Annotated in this window: 15 protein-coding genes; 11 read left to right on the top strand and 4 right to left on the bottom strand. The window is 62.6% G+C overall.

Annotation, left to right across the window (positions count from 1 at the left end):
- The first annotated feature begins 287 nt into the window (after positions 1 to 287).
- Positions 288 to 2783, top strand: coding sequence for a glycosyltransferase (locus FEF26_RS13985; protein ID WP_138254159.1), 2496 nt, complete (start codon positions 288 to 290; stop codon positions 2781 to 2783).
- Positions 2780 to 3235 (top strand): hypothetical protein, encoded by a 456-nt coding sequence (locus FEF26_RS13980; protein ID WP_138254158.1) that lies wholly within the window; start codon positions 2780 to 2782, stop codon positions 3233 to 3235. The genes FEF26_RS13985 and FEF26_RS13980 overlap by 4 nt, the downstream gene beginning before the upstream one ends.
- Here FEF26_RS13980 and FEF26_RS13975 read toward each other — a convergent pair.
- A complete protein-coding gene (locus tag FEF26_RS13975) occupies positions 3189 to 4271 on the bottom strand; it encodes a glycosyltransferase family 2 protein (protein WP_166433051.1) in 1083 nt (360 codons plus the stop codon). The two genes, FEF26_RS13980 and FEF26_RS13975, sit on opposite strands and share 47 nt — an antisense overlap.
- 69 nt (positions 4272 to 4340) lie before the next feature.
- Here FEF26_RS13975 and FEF26_RS13970 point away from each other — a divergent pair, with 69 nt between their 5' ends.
- The 5 genes from FEF26_RS13970 to FEF26_RS13950 are packed head-to-tail and all read left to right on the top strand — an operon-like array spanning position 4341 to position 11899.
- Positions 4341 to 5147 carry an acylneuraminate cytidylyltransferase family protein gene (locus FEF26_RS13970; RefSeq protein ID WP_138254156.1) on the top strand — a complete coding sequence of 269 codons (807 nt, stop codon included), beginning with the start codon at positions 4341 to 4343 and terminating at the stop codon, positions 5145 to 5147.
- A gap of 54 nt (positions 5148 to 5201) precedes the next feature.
- A complete protein-coding gene (locus tag FEF26_RS13965; protein ID WP_138254155.1) occupies positions 5202 to 6368 on the top strand; it encodes an ATP-grasp fold amidoligase family protein in 1167 nt (388 codons plus the stop codon).
- Between the two features lie 11 nt (positions 6369 to 6379).
- Positions 6380 to 8227 carry a GmrSD restriction endonuclease domain-containing protein gene (locus FEF26_RS13960; protein WP_138254154.1) on the top strand — a complete coding sequence of 616 codons (1848 nt, stop codon included), beginning with the start codon at positions 6380 to 6382 and terminating at the stop codon, positions 8225 to 8227.
- Between the two features lie 26 nt (positions 8228 to 8253).
- A complete protein-coding gene (locus FEF26_RS13955; protein WP_138254153.1) occupies positions 8254 to 10236 on the top strand; it encodes a tetratricopeptide repeat protein in 1983 nt (660 codons plus the stop codon).
- Between the two features lie 4 nt (positions 10237 to 10240).
- On the top strand, positions 10241 to 11899 hold the full coding sequence (locus FEF26_RS13950) for a hypothetical protein (protein WP_138254152.1): 1659 nt from the start codon (positions 10241 to 10243) through the stop codon (positions 11897 to 11899).
- On the opposite strand, the gene FEF26_RS16430 is transcribed toward FEF26_RS13950, so the two are convergent.
- Entirely contained in the window at positions 11883 to 12170 is a 288-nt protein-coding gene (locus tag FEF26_RS16430) for a DUF4143 domain-containing protein (RefSeq protein WP_424991747.1), read from the bottom strand. The genes FEF26_RS13950 and FEF26_RS16430 overlap by 17 nt on opposite strands.
- 241 nt (positions 12171 to 12411) lie before the next feature.
- Here FEF26_RS16430 and FEF26_RS13945 point away from each other — a divergent pair, with 241 nt between their 5' ends.
- A complete protein-coding gene (locus FEF26_RS13945) occupies positions 12412 to 13167 on the top strand; it encodes a histidine phosphatase family protein (RefSeq protein ID WP_166433050.1) in 756 nt (251 codons plus the stop codon).
- A gap of 30 nt (positions 13168 to 13197) precedes the next feature.
- On the opposite strand, the gene tagD is transcribed toward FEF26_RS13945, so the two are convergent.
- Together tagD and FEF26_RS13935 are read right to left on the bottom strand one after the other, a co-directional pair.
- On the bottom strand, positions 13198 to 13755 hold the full coding sequence (tagD, locus tag FEF26_RS13940) for a glycerol-3-phosphate cytidylyltransferase (RefSeq protein ID WP_138254150.1): 558 nt from the start codon (positions 13753 to 13755) through the stop codon (positions 13198 to 13200).
- 30 nt (positions 13756 to 13785) lie between these two features.
- A complete protein-coding gene (locus tag FEF26_RS13935; protein WP_138254149.1) occupies positions 13786 to 14265 on the bottom strand; it encodes an adenylyltransferase/cytidyltransferase family protein in 480 nt (159 codons plus the stop codon).
- A 149-nt stretch (positions 14266 to 14414) separates the two neighbouring features.
- Here FEF26_RS13935 and FEF26_RS13930 point away from each other — a divergent pair, with 149 nt between their 5' ends.
- The 3 genes from FEF26_RS13930 to FEF26_RS13920 form a co-directional block, all read left to right on the top strand.
- Positions 14415 to 15485: an LCP family protein gene (locus tag FEF26_RS13930; protein WP_166433049.1), complete on the top strand. Its 1071-nt coding sequence runs from the start codon at positions 14415 to 14417 to the stop codon at positions 15483 to 15485.
- A 119-nt stretch (positions 15486 to 15604) separates the two neighbouring features.
- The gene (locus tag FEF26_RS13925) at positions 15605 to 17083 is read left to right on the top strand and encodes a variant leucine-rich repeat-containing protein (protein WP_138254147.1); all 1479 of its coding nucleotides are present in this window, start codon (positions 15605 to 15607) and stop codon (positions 17081 to 17083) included.
- Positions 17084 to 17212: 129 nt separating this feature from the next.
- On the top strand, positions 17213 to 17498 hold a 286-nt coding region (locus FEF26_RS13920), incomplete at its 3' end, for a hypothetical protein (RefSeq protein ID WP_138254146.1).

The following is a 17498-nucleotide window of genomic DNA, read 5'->3' as shown; positions in this document are numbered from 1 at the left end:
TTGTCGGAGCGGCACTCTCGTCTATCTACGGCCTCTCAGGCCCTCGTGTCATGAAAGACCGAGGCTAATGAGTTTGGCGATGCGACACCGGCTGGCCATGCAGCCCTGCGATGAAGGGGGAGCTATTGCCTGCGTCCGCGAGCCGTGACTGGACCTGCCGGTGCTTTCGCTGGTTGGGCGTAGCAATCGTTAATGTATATGTGGGCGTAAGAGTCATGGCTCTGACAACACGAATCAAAAGTGGGATGCTGGCACGGAAGTGTCGATTATGAGGAGAGGTGCGGCGGATGGGACCTAGTCCGGAGGCGCAGCGTGGGCGCTTGCTGGAGTTCTACCTTCGCCACGGTGAGAGCTACGGCCGTGCGCTGGAACGCACCGCGCTGCGCAGCGAATCCGTCCACATGCGCGACATCTTGGCCTATGGCGCCACCCAAGGCGGCCTCAACTCTGAGCAGCTTGCCAAGAGCCTCCTGCAAGAGACCGACGTCTCCCAAACGCTCGACCCCGGGTGGTTGGGAACGCTCGCCAGTGTGGTGGCACTGCAAAACCTCCAAGATGGTGACACCGAGTTCGCGATTCTTGCACTCGAGAAAAGCCTTCCGCAACTGAAGAGCTCACCCTCTGAGTACAACCGATTGAACAAGCTCTACACCGAGCTGCTCTTCGAGGAGCAGCGCTTCGCTGAGCTCGACCAGCACCTCGACAAGCACCCATGGTTGAGCCACTACTTCTACGGGTACCTCGCCACCGACGGACGCAGCCCCTTTATCCGCTCCCGCCGCGATGCGCACCCGCTACAACGATGGCAGTGGGGCTTCAACCTGCAGTTCCGTGCGAACAATCTGGCTTCCATCACCCTCCGCCAGGGCAGCGAGGTGCCCTTCAATCGCATGGAGACCCCCACTTTCTCTGGGCCGCGCACACAGGAGCCGCTGGTCACCGTCATCATGACGACCTTCAACCCGACTCGTGAGGATGTGCTGCAGTCGGCACGCTCCATCCTCAGTCAGTCATGGCAGGCAATTGAGTTGCTCATCGTCGATGATGCCTCATCCGCAGAGTATGCCCCCATCCTCAATGAGCTAGCAGCATTGGACAGTCGCGTGGAGGTCATCCGTCTGGGGACTAACGGTGGAACCTACGTCGCACGCAATGTGGGCATCGAGCGCGCAGCAGGGGAGTTCATCACCGGGCAGGACGCCGATGACTGGTCCCACCCGCAACGGATCGAAACCCAGGTCAACCATCTGCTGCGGAACTCGGCGTGCCCCGGCAATCAGGTCTACACGGTCAACATGACCGAAGACCTAGTCCGCATACGCCGGGGGTACCACCCGTTCATCCCCAGCGCGCCCACACTCATGGTTCGGACCGGAATTCTGCGTGAAGTGGGAGGCTACCTCCCGGCGCGCAAGGCAGCCGATAATGAGCTGCGCGGACGAGTGGCAGCCTATGCAGGGTTCCCCATCCACCACATCAAAGACCCGCTGATCTTCATGCGCATTCTGCCGGACTCACTCTCCCGAGCAGACTTCAGGGCCGGGTGGCAGCACCCAGCACGGCGCTCCTTCTGGAGCGCCTATAAGACATGGCACACTGAGGCCCCCAAGGACGACCTTCGGCTACGTCACGGGCCCCAGGGCAGGCTACCGGTGCACATACCCCCACGGTTCACCGAGGCGCCAAAAGAACCGCAGCGCCTGGACATCGTCTTCGCCGCCGACTGGTGTGCGACCGGTCAGCGTCAGGCTCAGATGTTTGAAGAGATCACACAGCTAACAGAGACCGGAAAGAGTGTTGGTGTGCTCCACCTGGAGAACGCATTGCACCTCTCCCGGACCACCCGGACTTACTACGAGCCGATCCAAGCACTCATATCGTCCGGATCCGTCACGGAAGTCCTTGCCGACGAGCAGTTCCACGACGTTGAAGTGCTGGTGGTCCGTGCCCCTGAAGTGCTCCAATTCATGCCCACCGGAAACACCGCATTCAGCGCAAACCGCATCACGATCATCGCGGACAAACCCCCCACCGATCAGTCCGGTGAGCGTGTCCTCTACATCCCAGAGGACTGCAGCGCACACGCGGAAGTGTTCTTCGGTCAGCGACCCACATGGGTCCCGGCAGGGGAGACGATCCGCAAGCAGCTCCTCGGGCATCTCCCTGAAGGTCAGGTCATGGATGGGGACTACCCCCTTGCCTTCGACGCTGGCCGGTGGAAGGTCAGGAGAGACCGCTTGCGCAACACACGGCCCGTCATCGGCCGCTGGAGCGGAGACGTGCCCAGCGCCTGGACCAGTGACGCGGAAGAGATCTCACAGATATGGCCAACAGACGGAAGCGCGGACGTGCGGCTCTACGGCCAGCCAGACACCGCGCTTCAAGCTCTAGGGCTGAAGCGTCTTCCCGCCACATGGGTGGCATTCGACGAAGGACACATCACACGGCGGACCTACTACGGATCTCTGGACTTCTTTGTCTACTTTCCTCAGCCGGGTCACCGGGAAGGCCATGAAATGGCAATACTCGAAGCCATGGCAGCAGGCTGCGTGGTGATACTCCCACCGGAATTTGGGCCGAGCTTCGGTGTTGCGGCCATCTACGCAGAAGCTTCCCAAGTTCCCGCACAGATTGAGCGGTATGCCGGTGACTGGGAGCTCTTCCGTCATCAGTCCGCGCAGGGTATCTACTACGCCAGAACCCGCAGTGACACGGACTTCGTTCACACCATGACGCAGCTTGTGCAGGACTCACACCACACCCAGGAGGCAGCCGCACGATGAAAGGCCTATCTACCCGCCAGCTAGCCCTAGCAGGCAGCTACGGCCTCGGGCTGCTGATCACGCTCATCGCCGTCATCGCCGACCAGTGGCGTCTCGCGGCAGCAGCGGGAATCGTCAGCTTCGCCCTATTCTCAGCCCTGATTGTTCTCACCCTTGCAGCCATGACAGACGGCGCCTCACGCGCCAGGAAGACCCTGCGCGAACTCAACCGCTCCTCACAGGGCGGGCGGAGCGGTGCTTACATGAGAAGAATCGCCCGCGCGGCCGAAAGCAACGTCTCCCGGCTCGACAGGTCCATCCACGAGGCAGAGGCCCGACGGGAGGCCTCAGAGCAGCGACTGCTCGCCACACTCGAAAGTCACCGGATGGACATTGACGATCGAATAGCCGATCTGGTCGACAGCATCAACCACTCACCGAATCACGAACATCCTGTGCGGTCTGGCGAATAAGCTCCGCATCGGCCGATCCCAAAGAGTCCAGCACGCGGCTTGCGTCCTCGACCAGGCGTGCACGTGAGGTCTTAGCCCCGTACATCTCCGCCATGACCAGGGCTTGGTCTGCCAACTCCACCACCGCGGCGTCGTCGCTCTTGCGGAGAATCAAAATTGGGAAATGCAGCTTCAGCAGGCGGTTCCAATAATCAGCGCGCATTCGTCCTGCACGCTTAGCGAGCTCGCCACCGCGCCCCCGCGCCAACGCCACGATCCCGAAACAATCATGCAAGAACCTCAGCTGCTTCGAAGCCGAAATCTCAGCCCGGGAAACATGCACACGGTGGCCAGCATGCGGCTCCTCCAACGTGATGAAGTAACAGTCCACGTCATCGACCAACGCCACCGACTCAGCATGAAGAAACGCGCAGATCATGAACGGGTGGTCAGAGGCGTAAATCAACGCCTCATTGAACCGGTACGGCAATGACCGCAGAAACGCGGTCCGGAAGAGCTTCTGCACATGCAAGCTGTTCAACCACCCTGAATGGTAGTCCCGGGTGGACGGTTTACCTTTAGGTTCCAGGACATTCGGCGCAGAACGGTTCACACCCACGTAGCGGCCGACCACAATATCCGCAGCCTGTCTGCGTGCCGCGCGCAGCATCACATCCAGAGCCTCTGGACCCAAATAATCATCAGCATCCACAAAAAACACATACTCGCCCGCCGCTGAGTCGAGAACAGTGTTCCGACCCTTCGAGGGGCTGCCGGTGTTGCAGTGCTGCAGGACGTGGAAGCCTCCCCAGGTGGCCTTCTCCGCGAAGCCGCGAGCAACCTTCACCGTTGAATCTGTGGAGCCGTCATCGACCACCAGCACCTCAATGTGCTCAGCTCCCAGAGTCTGCGCCCGCACACTGTCCAAACACCTGCCGATGCGCTCCGCCTCATTGTGACTAGTGATCCCCACCGTGACCTTCAGCCCTGGGCCGGAGGTGACACCAGTGAAGCGTGACGGGGTGCGGAGAATGCGGGGGAGAAGAGACCGGAGCACAATAGCCTTCTGTTGTGTGACGGGAAGGTCAGCAAGAAGCCTATCCGAGTCAGCCCCTTCAATTAGACTATGGTGCCTGACCATCCGGGACATAGAGAGGCGGACCCCGCTGTAGTGCAGACTCCATCAGAGAGCCACGTCAAGGAAATCCCCAGATCAGACACCGACAGCATCACAGTCGTGATCCCGGCCCGGGCCGGCAGCGAACGCGTCAAACACAAGAACACCCGCCCGTTCGCCTCCTACGAGGGCGGCCTGCTGGAACTGAAACTCCGGCAACTCACACGCACCCCGGAGGTCGACAAAGTCATCGTCTCCTCCAACGCCCCAGCCGTGTTGGACTACACAGCTGGATTCGCACAGAAACACCAGGATCAACGGATCGTCGCCCTAGAGCGGCCCGATGAGCTGGGACGTTCCTCAACGCCGATGAGCGTATTCATCGACTATGTCGCGCAACTCCAAGACACCGGCACCATGTGCATGACCCACGTGACCCATCCGCTGATTGGATCCAAGCACTTTTCTGAGTTGATCTCCGCCTGGCGCAGCGCTTCCGCACAGGGACACGACAGCCTGCTCACGGTCACCAAACGCCATACCTTCCTCTGGGATGAGAACGGGCCGTACAACTATGACCCCACCCACGAGAAATGGCCCCGCAGCCAAGACATCACCCCGCTTTATGAGATCAACCACGGCGCCTACCTCATCCCCTTCCGGGTGATGCGGGAAGCCGGCGACAGGGTCGGCCACCACCCCCATATGTACGAGCTGCCAGAGAGCGTGGTCCTCGACATCGACTGGGAGGATCAGTTCAACCTGCTCGAAGACATTGTGCGCGCCAAGGAGCTGCGCGGCATCAGCATCCTATGAGGCGACCGAGTCCAATGCTGACTCTCCACCACGTGTCATGAATGGAAAGAGCCTATGACCTTCAACACACCAGACCGTAAGTCCCGGTTCCTCAGCTTCACTGCTGCGGAGTTCCAAAGGCGCGGCACCCAGCAGCGCAAAGACCTCTCCAACAAGACCAATGTGCACCAACTCCTGAAGGACAAAACCCTCGGAGGCACCAAAATCGGGCTGCCACAGCAGCACGCAGTACTGACCTCCACCGATGAGATGACCCCAGAAGTGCTCGGGGACCGAGTGGCGTTGAAGTTCGCCCAAGGGTGGTCTGCCAAAGGGGTCATGCTGCTGGAGCGCACCGGTAGCGACACCTACTTCGACCATATGGCGCTGCGTGAACGCACGCTGGAAGGCATCCGCGCAGAGCAGCGGGAGGTCGCCACCCGGTTCCGACGAGAGAACCCCGCCTGGATCGTGGAAGATCTGCTCACCGGCGCCCAACCCGGAGCGGTGCCCTTCGACTACAAGTTCTACATGTTTCAAGGCCAAATCGGCATGGTCGCGCAGATCGACCGGAACTCATCCCCACCACGCATGGTGAAACTCGACGGCAACCTCAACCCGTTCATCGTGGGACGTGACTACACATTCAGGCTCAAAGACCTCCAACCTGGAGTGCCTGTGGTGCCGCGCTCCGCGGTGATGCTCTCCCGGTGGGCCATCGAGCTGGCGAAGATGACCGACGCGCCGTTCGTCCGGGTCGACCTCTACGACACGGACAAAGGGCCCTACTTCGGCGAATTCACCTTCTCCTCCGGAGCGGAATTCCGGAAAACCATCCGGTACAGCGAAAACATGCTCAAGCAGTTCGACACACTGTTCACCGACGCGGAGAAAACCCTCAACGGCGAAAACGTGGACCCGCCGGAGAGCTGGAGCACACTCCTGCAGTCCCTAGACCCGGAGGACCTCGCCGCATACCCGGAGATCCCCGTGGCTGAGTATGAACGCTACGCCTACTTCCTTTACAACCGCGGCAGCCTCGGCGGGGCCCGGTTGGCACAGGCCCAGGAACGCCTGGCGGAAGGAACAACTATCCCGGCCGTCACTGAGTACCTCGCAGAGGCCCACCGGGCAGCTGGCCGACGCGCGCGCAAAGCCACTCACATCACCCGACCTTTAGCAGAAAGGGCGGCGAGAAAGATCTACCGGAGCGTCTCTCAGCGCGTCCAACGGTCAGGCTGAGACAAGCGCAGATGGGAAAAGCTGTCAGCAAATCCAGCGCAGCCCGGCGGCGTCGTGCTCTGCCGGCCCTGGCGACCGCAACGGCCACAGCCGTGGCGCTCGGGTTGATTGCTGCGCCACCGGCGGCTGCGTACGCCACCCCGGATGAAGTGCCCAACCCGTTCCAGGAGTACACAGCCCAGGACTACGCCGACGCGCTCTGGAACCTGAACACCAGCACCTGGGTGCGCACCTACGAGCGTGAAACCCAGGACGACTGCGACGTGCTCACCTACACCGCCAGCCACCCCCTAGAGTCGGAGCCGACCCGCACCTACGTGCACATCGCCGACGAGGACGACTGGTGGTGCGCCGGTGACGAGGGCGACCAGCTGCGTGACGAGCTCGATGCGCTAGACGACGATGACGAGCATTTCCACCACGGCCGCCCCTACGAGAACACCCAACAGCGGGTGCCCTACTACGGCACCTGGGCCGATGTGAACGGCAACGGGGTCACCTCCCGAACCGAGATCCACGCCCGCGACCTCGGCAACAGCAGCTTCACCATCTCCGGAACCTACCAAGACCACTACACCGGTCAGCGAGTGAACATCGCCGAGACCGAAACCCACGGCGAACACATGATCCCCGTCGGCCACACCTGGCCAGAGATGCAGCACCGGCCCCGCGAGGCGCGTGTGGCCTACTACAACGACCCCATGAACCTGACCTCCACCATCGGAGAGATCAACCGGGAGAAGGCCGGACACACACCCACCGAATGGATGCCCTCCAATGAGGACGCCCACTGCGCCTACTCCATGACCTGGGCTCACATCGCCAATAAGCACCAGCTCTCCCTGTACCAGCGCGACGTCGACCAGCTCCGCGACCAGCTGTGGGACTGTCTCCGTGAGGAGCTCCATGACGATGGGTCCGGTTCGGAATCATGGGGTGCCGATCAGCGCAGCCCGGACCTGGACTGGCAGTCACTGCCCCCGGATACTGACCCTGAGGACGTGACAGAAGAGCCCGGGGGAGGGCCGGCCGAGCACTACAGCACCCGCGACTACACCGACGCCCTCTGGAACCTGGAGAACCACATCCGCATCCGCAGCGTCGACCGCGAAGAGCATGAGGAATGCGACGTCCAGACCCACACCACCACCCACCCGCGCACCGGAGAGACGCACACCTACCACCGGGTCATCTCGCCTGAGAACACATACTGCGGCCGGGATGAGGGCGATCAGCTGCGCGAGGAACTCGAGGAGAAGGCAGAGGATGACGACACCGTCTTCCACTCCAACCCCATGGACGGCCAAAGACGCGACGCCTTCGGATACTGGGCAGCCGGCGACGACGGACTCAACACCCGCCACCACGTGCTCTCCCGAGATCTGGACAACGTGGAATGGAACAGCACCGAAACCGCCGTCACCGCAGGAGACTTCCACGACCCCTACACCGGTGATCCCGCCGAGTACGAAGGCCCCAGCACCATCATCGACCACCTGCTGCCGGTCTCCCACGCCTGGGCCGATATGGAGCACCGCGACGCCGAGCAGCGCAGGGACTACTACAACGACCCAGAGAACCTCATCGCCGTCACGGAGGACTCCGCCCAGGACCGGGCGCAGCAGTCAGAGGGCACCTACGCGCCGCGGAACTGGATGCCCGAGCACGAGGACTTCCACTGCCGGTACGCCACCGCCTGGACCCACGCGGCCGCATCGCACGATATCTCCCTGTTCGCCTCCGATATCCGCCAGCTGCGTCAAACACTCCTCCGCTGCGTGGTCGAAGAAACCGAAGACGGCGGCATCGACAGCCCGCGACGGGAGGAACTGCAATGGGCTGGCCTCCCACCCTGGTGAATGCGACTGGCTAGACTGTCTCAGCGATGGTTAAACGTTTGGTGATGGGCGCTGAAGCAGCCCAGAAGGCAATCCGCGCAGCGGCCTCACTACCGGGAGTCGACACGGCGCTGGCCCGCGGCGTGCTCACCGCCGACCGGGTGATCAACCCAGGTGCTGCCACACGGCTGAGGCCCAAGAAGACCGCGCTGACCTCCTTCCATGAAAAGGTCGCCACCGTTCTGTTCGAGGCCAACCGTGACGGCGCCAAGAAACTCCTGGCACAGCTTGACCCCGAGACCATCCATGACGCCGCCGCCCTGGAGCGGCTCGCGCTGCGCTTCACCAAACTCAAGGAATACTCCGCGGCGCTGACCCTCCGCGAACGCGCCGCCACCCTTGAACCCAACAACCCCCTTAGGTGGGTGGCGCTGGCCAAATCCCGGCAGCGCAACTCCTGGGGCGCCGTCGTCCACGACCCCGTCGCCGGGCTCGAACACGGCCCCACCTCAGACACCACCGCCGCCCGTGAAGCCCTCGCCACCGCCCAAGATGTGGCGCCAGAGAGCCCCTTCGTCATGCACGAACGCGGCAAACTGGAATTCGCCCACGGCGACTGGCCCACCGGTCTCGAGCTGCTGCGCCAAGCCGCGCAGATGGAACCCCAGGTGCAGCGGTGGAATGACCTCGCCGCCGCCTACCGCAAACCCCATGTGGCCGATCTGGATAAGTCCCTCGACGCCTACGAGAACGCCCTCACTCTGCAGCCCCGAAACCTCACCGCCTTCCGGGGGCTCCTCCTCATGGGGTGCCGGGCGGATCAGGACTGGGCGCGACTCTGGCGCAACGCAGAACAGTTCGAGCAGGCCCGCACCCGCCGCTCACGGCGCAGCCGCATGGAGCTGATGCGCCATCTGCGCCCCATGTTCACCGCCGACGCCACCGAATCTGACATCAGCGCAGCGCTGGTCCGGCTCAATGTGGCGAGCATCAAAGGACACCGACTCTCCTGGCCCACCACGAGCCTGCTCATCTACCGGCTGCACTTTGCCCGCCGCATGAAACCTGGATTCGCCCTGCGCCGGGAACAGGCCGAACGCACCATCGCCTGGCTGGGCACCACCAGTGCCGGGCACAGCAGACACCGGCAAAAACTGCTCTCCGCACTCCTCTACCTGGAACGCTACGCCGAGGCCCAGCAGCTGATCGACCCCATGCCGTGGCAACCCGCCAGCACCGCAGAACGGCACCGCCTGGAGAAGATGGCCGCCGACGCCCACCTCATCCAAGGCCGGACCACACAACTGGTGGCCTACGCCCGAGCGCGCGCTGAAGACCTGCCACTGCCCAATGAGCACACCTTCCGGGAACTCATCACCGGTCAGCGGATCGCCGTGGTGGGTCCCGCTGACACCGGAGACCGGCTCGGGGAACTGATCGACGCCTATGACGTGATCATCCGCCCCCGGCTGATGACTGAATTCACTGACAACGACGCCGCCCGCCTGGGCAGCAGGACAGACATCAGCTACTTCTCCGGCCGGGACCTCACCGATTTCATGCCGGTCGCCAAGGATGCGGTCGAGGCCGGTGACCTGAAAATGGTGGTCGGTCGAGGACTGAGCATGAGCAGCTTCACCGAGCAGATCCCCGACTGGCTGCGGTTCTACCGGCACGATTTCTCCCTCGGCTTCCACGGCCCACCCATGGGCATCGGGCGCATACTCTACGATGTGCTCCAGTTTGAACCCGCAGAGATCGGACTGTTCAACATCGACTTCTTCACGGGTCAGACCGCATTCGGGGCAGGTTACCGTGAGGACAAAGACTCCGGCCTCGGCCCCTACTCAATCGTCAACGAGATCATCCTCGCCCATGACCTGGTGTTCGAACACCGCCTCACAAAAGCGATCGCAGACTCTGGCGTGCTCACCGGTTACGGTGTGGCGGGAGATGTCATGAACGCCAGCGAAGAGGACTACCTGCAGAAGCTCGCCGAATCACCCGCACTGAAGACCCACAGCCGGTGAGCTCATGGCAGTAAGTCTCCACGGCCTGCGCTGGAAAATCGCCGCCGCCGCACTGGTCAGCCGGACCACCCGCCGGGCCGGACGGTTCCCCCTCACCGCCTGGGCAATCCGCCGAGCCGCTGAGAGGCTGCAACCCCGGAACCAAGACGCCACCGGCACCTACCGGGGGATCGCCGCTGACCTGCTCACGCGCACGCTTCCTGCAGAAACCACAGGTGAGGGCATCGTCTACGACTCGATCGCCGGGCTCATCCCAGGCCAGCCCGCCGAACCGCCCAATCCTGGCGAACTCTCCACGCGTGCCACCCATACCCCCACTGCAGGAAACTACCTTGCCGCCGCGGCGGCGCTGCGCAAGCCCTATGTGTCAGACCTCAACGCAGCCGTCACCCACTATGAGAAGGCCTTCACCGCCAACCCCAAAGACCTCCGCGCGGTAGAAGGCGCCCTGACAATCGGTGCGCGCACCCACTACGACTGGCCCCGGATATGGGCACTCGTGGAGACGCTCGTGCCCAAGCGCGGGCCACTACGCGCACACACCGAGCTCTGGGCCAACGTGGCAGGTATCTTCACCCAGACACCCAGTGACCAAGCCGTGCTGCGTGCCAAGGCGGCCCTGGAAGACCACCAGGAACAGCTGCCCAGCCTGCATCAGCTGCTGCTGGAGGCAATCGCCGCACGGCTGCAATTCTTGGGTGAATTCGCCGTTGGGTTCCGCCTCCGGGAAGCCGCGGCGCGCAACCGCATCACGGAACTCAGCGGCATCCCCCTGGAATCAGGAATCTGGCTGAAGCACCTGATGGGCGCCTACGCCTATCTTGAAGACCAGCAGCAGCTGCGGGGCACCGCGCAGAAACCACCAGTCGACCGCACCGACCCACGCACCCGCATCCAGGCCCAGAAACTCCAGGCCGACGCAGCACTCATGACCGGGGACGCCGCACCACTGCGAGCGCACGCCACAGTCCGACGCAACCTCCTGCCGCTCAACGGTGAAGGCACTATGAGCCAACTCATCGACGGCAAACGAGTCGCCGTCGTGGGCCCATCTTCAGGTGATGGGCTGGGAGAGCTGATCGAGTCCTATGACGTGGTGGTCCGCACCCGCCACGCCCCGGCCGGAAGCGCCCACGATGCCGGAGTGCGAACCGACATCGCCTACTACGCCGGACGCGACCTGCTAAGGGACTTCGCCGAGGTCAACGCCGCAGCCGAGGCCGGCGCGTTCCAACTGGCCGTCACCCGTCCCTTCTTTGTGGAGGCGCCCAGCCTTAAGCAGTGGCCCACCTGGCTGCGCCCGGCACGGTTCGAACACGGACTCTACTTCCGGGGCGCTCCCATGGGCTTACAGCGCATCCTCTACGACCTGCTGCAGTTCCAACCTGCTGAGATTGCCGTGTTCAACGCCGACCTCTACGCCGGACAAACTTTTGCCGCCTCCGGCTACCGGGCCAGCTACACAGGCTTCGGACCCAATAACCAAACCAACGATGTAGTGGTCATGCACGACCTCGCCTACGAATTCCGGTGGACCACGCTGCTGAACCAAGCTGGACTCATCACCGCCCACGGCACCACCGCCGAAGTCCTCAGCCTCAGTGAGAACGCCTACCTCCGCCGCCTAGAATCCGGGCCACTCGCGTTCAGACAGTCTGTTTAGGACCAGATCGAGGCGATCGGGAGAAGCCATATCCGGTCAGCGATCTGTCCCGCATAGTCACCGGTGTGAAACATGACTCCAGCAGAAGATCGACTTCCCGGTGCCCATTGGTATCTCGGAAATGCGACGTCGTCACGGTCCGGTCGTTGAGCTCAGCAAGCGGCCTAAGCTGCGCCAGCACAAAACTGTCTAGTAAACGTCCGCGCAAATCGGCATCACCATAAAGAGAATCCGGCGATGTCCCCGCCCGCTCGGCAACTCTCCGTCGAATAGTCGGTCAATGAACAGCGCGGTGTCCAGATGCGCCGCACGTTCCGCCTGTGTCAGTCCAACCATCCTGATGTGAGTGAAGCGACCGGTTCCGACTAGTAATCTGGCAAGAGGGTTAGTTGCAATCCAGCACACGTTTTACTCATAATCCAGCATCTTCGATGAACAGCTTGAGCCCTTGTCTCCGCGTTAAGCTGATGGGTGCTCTCATACGACGACTCTTTGGAGATCTTTTGATTCGCGTGATCTGCGTCCGACACGGTGAGACCGAATGGAACCGCGCCCACCGGCTGCAGGGCCAGTCAGAGGTCGCGCTCGCTGACTCCGGCATCCGGCAGGCTCAGGCTGCGGGCCTCTACGTGCGCGGTCAGCAGCCCGCCGCCGGATACGTCTCGCCGCTGACGCGCACCCATGCCACCTTCGCGCAGTTCCGCCTGGGGTTCGAGCCCGTGGAGGAACCACGGCTGATCGAGCAGAGCCTGGGCACCTGGGAAGGCATGGAGACCGCGGCAGCCAAGACCGAATACGCCGCAGAGTACGCCGCCTGGAAGAAGGGCACCGGCACACCACCCGGAGGAGAGGACCCTTCGGCGGTGGTGGACAGGATGAGAGCTGCGTTCTTCAGCATCGTGCGCCGTGCGGCAGAGATCTCACCTACGCCATCTGTGGACACCGACTACGATCTGCGCACCGTGGTGATCGTCTCCCACGGCACCTCCACCAAAGCGCTGCTGGAAGGACTCGGGCTCATAGACCGGTCCCAGGTCATCTCACTCTCCGCAGCGGCCATCAGCGTGGTCGACGTACCTCTGCACGGCGGGCCGCTGTCCTCCTCGCTGCCCAAGGGCGGCACCCAAATCCACGGCGGGCCGGAGGAGGAAGCCCGGGTGATCCGTCAGCTGAGCGACGAGCAGATCGAGACCTACGCCAAACTGCGGATGTACAACCTCTCCCCGGAGATCCTCGACGCTGCGAGGAGTGAGAGCCAGGTGCGGTGAAAGCAACAACTTTCGCGTCTTGGCGGTGAGTCAGTCCCGGCGGGGAGGGCGCGGGAGTCTGGTCTCCGGATCGGTGCCCAGTGAGCGAAGCCGAGCTGTGCCTGGCGGCGGGGGAGAGGGCGACTCTGATGCCGGGCGGCTCTGGCTCTGTGAGGCTTGTTCCTCATCCTCACGAACGTATTCGATCGCTTCGAACAGCAGATCCCGGCGGATTTCAGAGGTTGAGGTGCCCTCCGTGCGTGGTAGGTAGGCCACATCGCAATGGCTGCGCAGATACTCAAACCGCGGAGAGCCCTCCCAATCCGAACCCATCACCACCATGTCAATCTCATTGACAGTGACATCCAGGCGTTTCTGCTCCCAGGTCTGCTCCGGAATCACCAGATCCACATACCGGATGGATTCCAGCATCATCTTCCGCACCTCATAGGGGTGGTAGCTGGGCTGCTTGCCCGGCTTCGCTTCATTGAACTCATCGGTGGACAAACCGACCACCAGATAGTCGCCCAGCTCCTTGGCGCGCTTGAGCAAACGGATATGTCCCCAGTGGAGAAGGTCGAAGGTGCCGTAGGTGAGAATTCGCTTCATACGATAGCTGGCGGCGTCGTGCTCAGTGCCCTAGGCGGTGCGCGGCAGCGCGGTCAGCTGCGTGGTCACAGGTGCCGGCTCATTTGGAAGAGACCCCGGCACGGTCACCGCATCCGCCAGCAGGTCACGGCGGATCTTGTTGGTCGACATACCCGGCGTATGTGGCAGATACACCAGATCGCAGTAGTCGCGGAGGTATTCGAACCGGCCCGACCCCTTCCAGTTGGAGCCCATCACCACAGTGTCCACGTGGTACCTGCGGATGTCATCCACCTTCTGCTCCCATGTGGATTCACCGATGACCAGATCCACATAACGGACCGCCTCCAGCATGTCGCAGCGGGTCTGGAACTGGTGGTACGGAGCCTTCTGGTGCTTAGCGCGGACCGCAAAATCATCCGTGCTCGCGGCGACAATCAGATAGTCACCCAGCGCCCGCGCGCGTTTCAGTAAGTGGATATGACCCCAGTGCAGCAGGTCAAAGGTGCCATAGGTAAGAATTCGCCTCATAGGTCCCCCAAACCGTCCCCTCGACATGTGAGGCACCGCATCGGCACCCGCATTAGGTTCTTCCAACGACTATTTCCGCATGATAGCAATCAAATAAAAAGGGAATGTTTCAAGCGCAGGTAGAGGCTGAGTCACGTACCCTGATACCCGTGACAGAGCATCTATTCAGCCAAACCGAAGACGCCGAGCCCGAACACAGGAGCTCCCGCGGCAAGAAAATCACCATAGGAGTCATCAGCGGCGCACTCGTGCTGCTCCTTGGTGCTGCGGCAGTAGCAGGCGTATACCTCAACTCACTACGCGGAGCCTATGAGAGCGCCGTCAACGTCATTGACGAGGACAGCACCTTCCCAGAGGACGCTGAACGGCCCGAGCGGCCCACCCGCGAGGAGAACGGTGAAGAGGTCGACGACGAGCAGCTCAACATTCTGCTCATCGGCTCAGACTCAGGCGGCGGCTCCGGTGAGGAGGAGGACGTGCCATGGCTGCCGAACTCCGGACGCGCCGACACCATCATGTGGATGCACATCCCGCACGATCGCGACTCCATCCAGCTGATGTCCATCATGCGTGATACCTGGGTGCCCATCCCTGGACACGGCGAAGCAAAAATCAATGCATCTCTGTCCCTAGGAACGGGCTCATCCCTGGCCGTAGAGACCGTCGAGGACCTCATGGGAGTCCCCGTCGATCACGTGGCCACCGTAGACATGGTCGGCTTCCAGGACCTGGTCTCCGCCATGGACGGTGTCACCGTGGACGTACCCACCTCATTCACCTCCCGCGACGGCTACGATTTCAACGCCGGACCGCAGGACATGGACTCCACCATGGCTATGAGCTTCGTGCGCGAACGCCAGTCCTTCAGCGACGGCGACTACACCCGGGTCGAGAACCAACAAGCCTTCGTCAGCGGAGTGCTCAGCGAGGTACTCACCGCCTCCACACTCACCAACCCCGCACGCATCCACGACATGGTCTCCGACCTGGCACCTCATATGGCCGTGGACTCCCAGCTGGCTGAGGCTGGCTACGTCACTGACATCGCCTGGTCACTGCGTGATGTCCGCGGCGGCGACATCGAGATGTTCACCCTGCCGAACCACGGAATCGGCACCGCCGGCTCCGAATCCATTGTGGTGGCCGATTTCGACGCCTTCACCGAAGCCGGGGAAGCCATGCGAGAGGGGCGATTCAGCGAGTACGCTGACGAGAACTGAGCCGCCACTAGCCCCAGGGAAGTGTTGGGCGCTGTCGGTGACTGTCACGTCTCTGAGCACGTAATGCCCTGGCACCTGATTGTGCGCTGAAACGTAGCTCAACCTATGCTGGGTTGACAATGACCGAGAATCACGACCTCGAGGCGCTGGCCTCCAACCCGCACACCGACTGGGACGTTCTCCACTGGATCGCTGAGAACCATCCTGAACTGCGCCCAGTCATCGCCGCGAACCCCGGTGCCTACCAGGAGCTCATTGACGCCCTGGCCACACTAGGAGATCCCAGGATCGACGCTGCGATCGACCAGCGGGAAGCTGCCGGGGGAGTCTCCAGCGGGCCCGAGACAGACCCCATCTTCACCAGTCCCATGGATGGGCTCTGGGACACCACGGGCTACACCCTCGCCGCGCAGCAGGCCGCGGCCTCCGCTCCAGAGCCAGAGCCAGAGCCAGAGGCGGCGTCGGAACCCGCGTCACAGCCACACCCCAAGGCGGCGTCGGAACCCGATCCTGAACCGGCTCCAGCACCTGCTCCTGTGCCAGCACCTGTGGCCGAGCCCGAGTTCGCCGCAGAGCCAGAGTTCGCCGCAGAGCCAGAGTTTGAGGAAGAGCCCGCGCCCGAGTTCGTCGAAGAACCGGAGCTCGGAGAAGAGCCCCACACTCAGCGGGCAGAGATGCCGCCCTTCCTGGCCGCAGCCTCCGCCAACGCAGAGCCGGAGCGCACACGCCCGGGCCTTCCGCTGTACCCCATCGCTGCAGTTGTGCTCGGACTCCTGGGAGTCGGCGCGGTCATCGGCCTGCTCGTGGTGCTCTTCGGCGGCGACGATGAGGCCGATACAGTCGCCGAACCCCCAGCTGCGACCAGCCCAGCGCCAGAAGACGATGACGACGACGCCGAGGAACCGGCTGGCACCAACGGCGCTGAGGAAGCTGCTACCGAAGATGAAGAAGAGGACGACGATGGCGATCAGGAAGCCATCGAGGAAGCACGCACCGCAGTCGCCGGGCTCCCCGAAGACTCCTCCTGCGAAACGGACACCGATGCCTCTGTCGTCGCAGCATTCCTGGCAGTAGCAGCCAATGATGATGGTTGGGCCTCTGAGGAGGACCCAGACATGCTGGAGTCCACTTTCGGGTCCTTGCAGTCAGAGTGCTCCACCACCCACGCCGCCGCCGTGTTCGAATCCGCACGCAGTGGCTCGCAGGCCCCCGAGGACGGACACGGAGAGATGCTCACCACTGTGGGCACCGACTGGGTCAACCGTGAGATTGAACTGCGCGGTGCCGAGCAGATGAGCGGATTCTCCGCCCAAGACGGCAATGTGGAGTGCGAGTTCAACGACGGCGTGACCTGCACCGTCTACCAAACATCACCCGCACTCTGCGATGAAGGCACCACCTACACCATGACCGTTGACGGAGTCGACGTGGACTGCGACGCCCATCTGGAGCCTGGTGGCCGCGACACTCTCAGCGTGGACGACAACGCCACAGACGGCTTCCTGGTGTGCATGGAGATGAGTGACCGGGTCACCTGCTACAACAGCATCGACCCCTTCGGCTTCGAAATGTCGAACACCGGGAACTACTCCTACTGAGCTAGCGCCTGGCTGGGTCAGCAGGGCCGCAATAGAGGCTCGCCTTGTCGTTTCGTCGCGATTTCACGCCCTCTGATGCATCTTCGACGGGTCGGGGTCGTGTCTGTGGTGGCGGATAAGATTGTGGGTATGGAAGGTCAGTTGGATGCTCACTTTCAGGCACCGGTTTCAGCGCCGGTTCCGGTGTCGTTGCGGCACTTGGTGCAGGTGCCTGAGTTGGTGTCTGCGTGGGAGGCCCAGGTGGCGGCTCGGCGTGCTGAGGCTGTGAAGATCGGGCACCTGGTGGATTACCTTGACCGGCGCTCATCAGAGTGTGTTGGTGAGACAGCGATCGGCCGTGCTGAGGCGCGCAAAGCTGCGGTCCGTGATGCGGCCGTGGTCCTGGGTGCTAGTGAGCGCACCACCACCATGGTGC

This window comes from Nesterenkonia salmonea, assembly GCF_005771525.1.
In the GTDB taxonomy this organism is placed as follows: domain Bacteria; phylum Actinomycetota; class Actinomycetes; order Actinomycetales; family Micrococcaceae; genus Nesterenkonia; species Nesterenkonia salmonea.
Note: the sequence above shows the minus strand (reverse complement) of the source record. Positions and strands in the feature narration are given on the sequence as shown.

What these genes read in the sequence shown, in the direction of transcription:
- FEF26_RS13960 (WP_138254154.1), top strand. Translation starts at nt 6,380, where the DNA reads ATGGGAAAAGCTGTCAGCAAATCCAGCGCAGCCCGGCGGCGTCGTGCT.
- tagD (WP_138254150.1), bottom strand. Translation starts at nt 13,755, where the DNA reads ATGAAGCGAATTCTCACCTACGGCACCTTCGACCTTCTCCACTGGGGA.
- FEF26_RS13985 (WP_138254159.1), top strand. Translation starts at nt 288, where the DNA reads ATGGGACCTAGTCCGGAGGCGCAGCGTGGGCGCTTGCTGGAGTTCTAC.
- FEF26_RS13955 (WP_138254153.1), top strand. Translation starts at nt 8,254, where the DNA reads ATGGTTAAACGTTTGGTGATGGGCGCTGAAGCAGCCCAGAAGGCAATC.
- FEF26_RS13965 (WP_138254155.1), top strand. Translation starts at nt 5,202, where the DNA reads ATGACCTTCAACACACCAGACCGTAAGTCCCGGTTCCTCAGCTTCACT.
- FEF26_RS13935 (WP_138254149.1), bottom strand. Translation starts at nt 14,265, where the DNA reads ATGAGGCGAATTCTTACCTATGGCACCTTTGACCTGCTGCACTGGGGT.
- FEF26_RS13950 (WP_138254152.1), top strand. Translation starts at nt 10,241, where the DNA reads ATGGCAGTAAGTCTCCACGGCCTGCGCTGGAAAATCGCCGCCGCCGCA.
- FEF26_RS13970 (WP_138254156.1), top strand. Translation starts at nt 4,341, where the DNA reads ATGGTGCCTGACCATCCGGGACATAGAGAGGCGGACCCCGCTGTAGTG.
- FEF26_RS13925 (WP_138254147.1), top strand. Translation starts at nt 15,605, where the DNA reads ATGACCGAGAATCACGACCTCGAGGCGCTGGCCTCCAACCCGCACACC.
- FEF26_RS13980 (WP_138254158.1), top strand. Translation starts at nt 2,780, where the DNA reads ATGAAAGGCCTATCTACCCGCCAGCTAGCCCTAGCAGGCAGCTACGGC.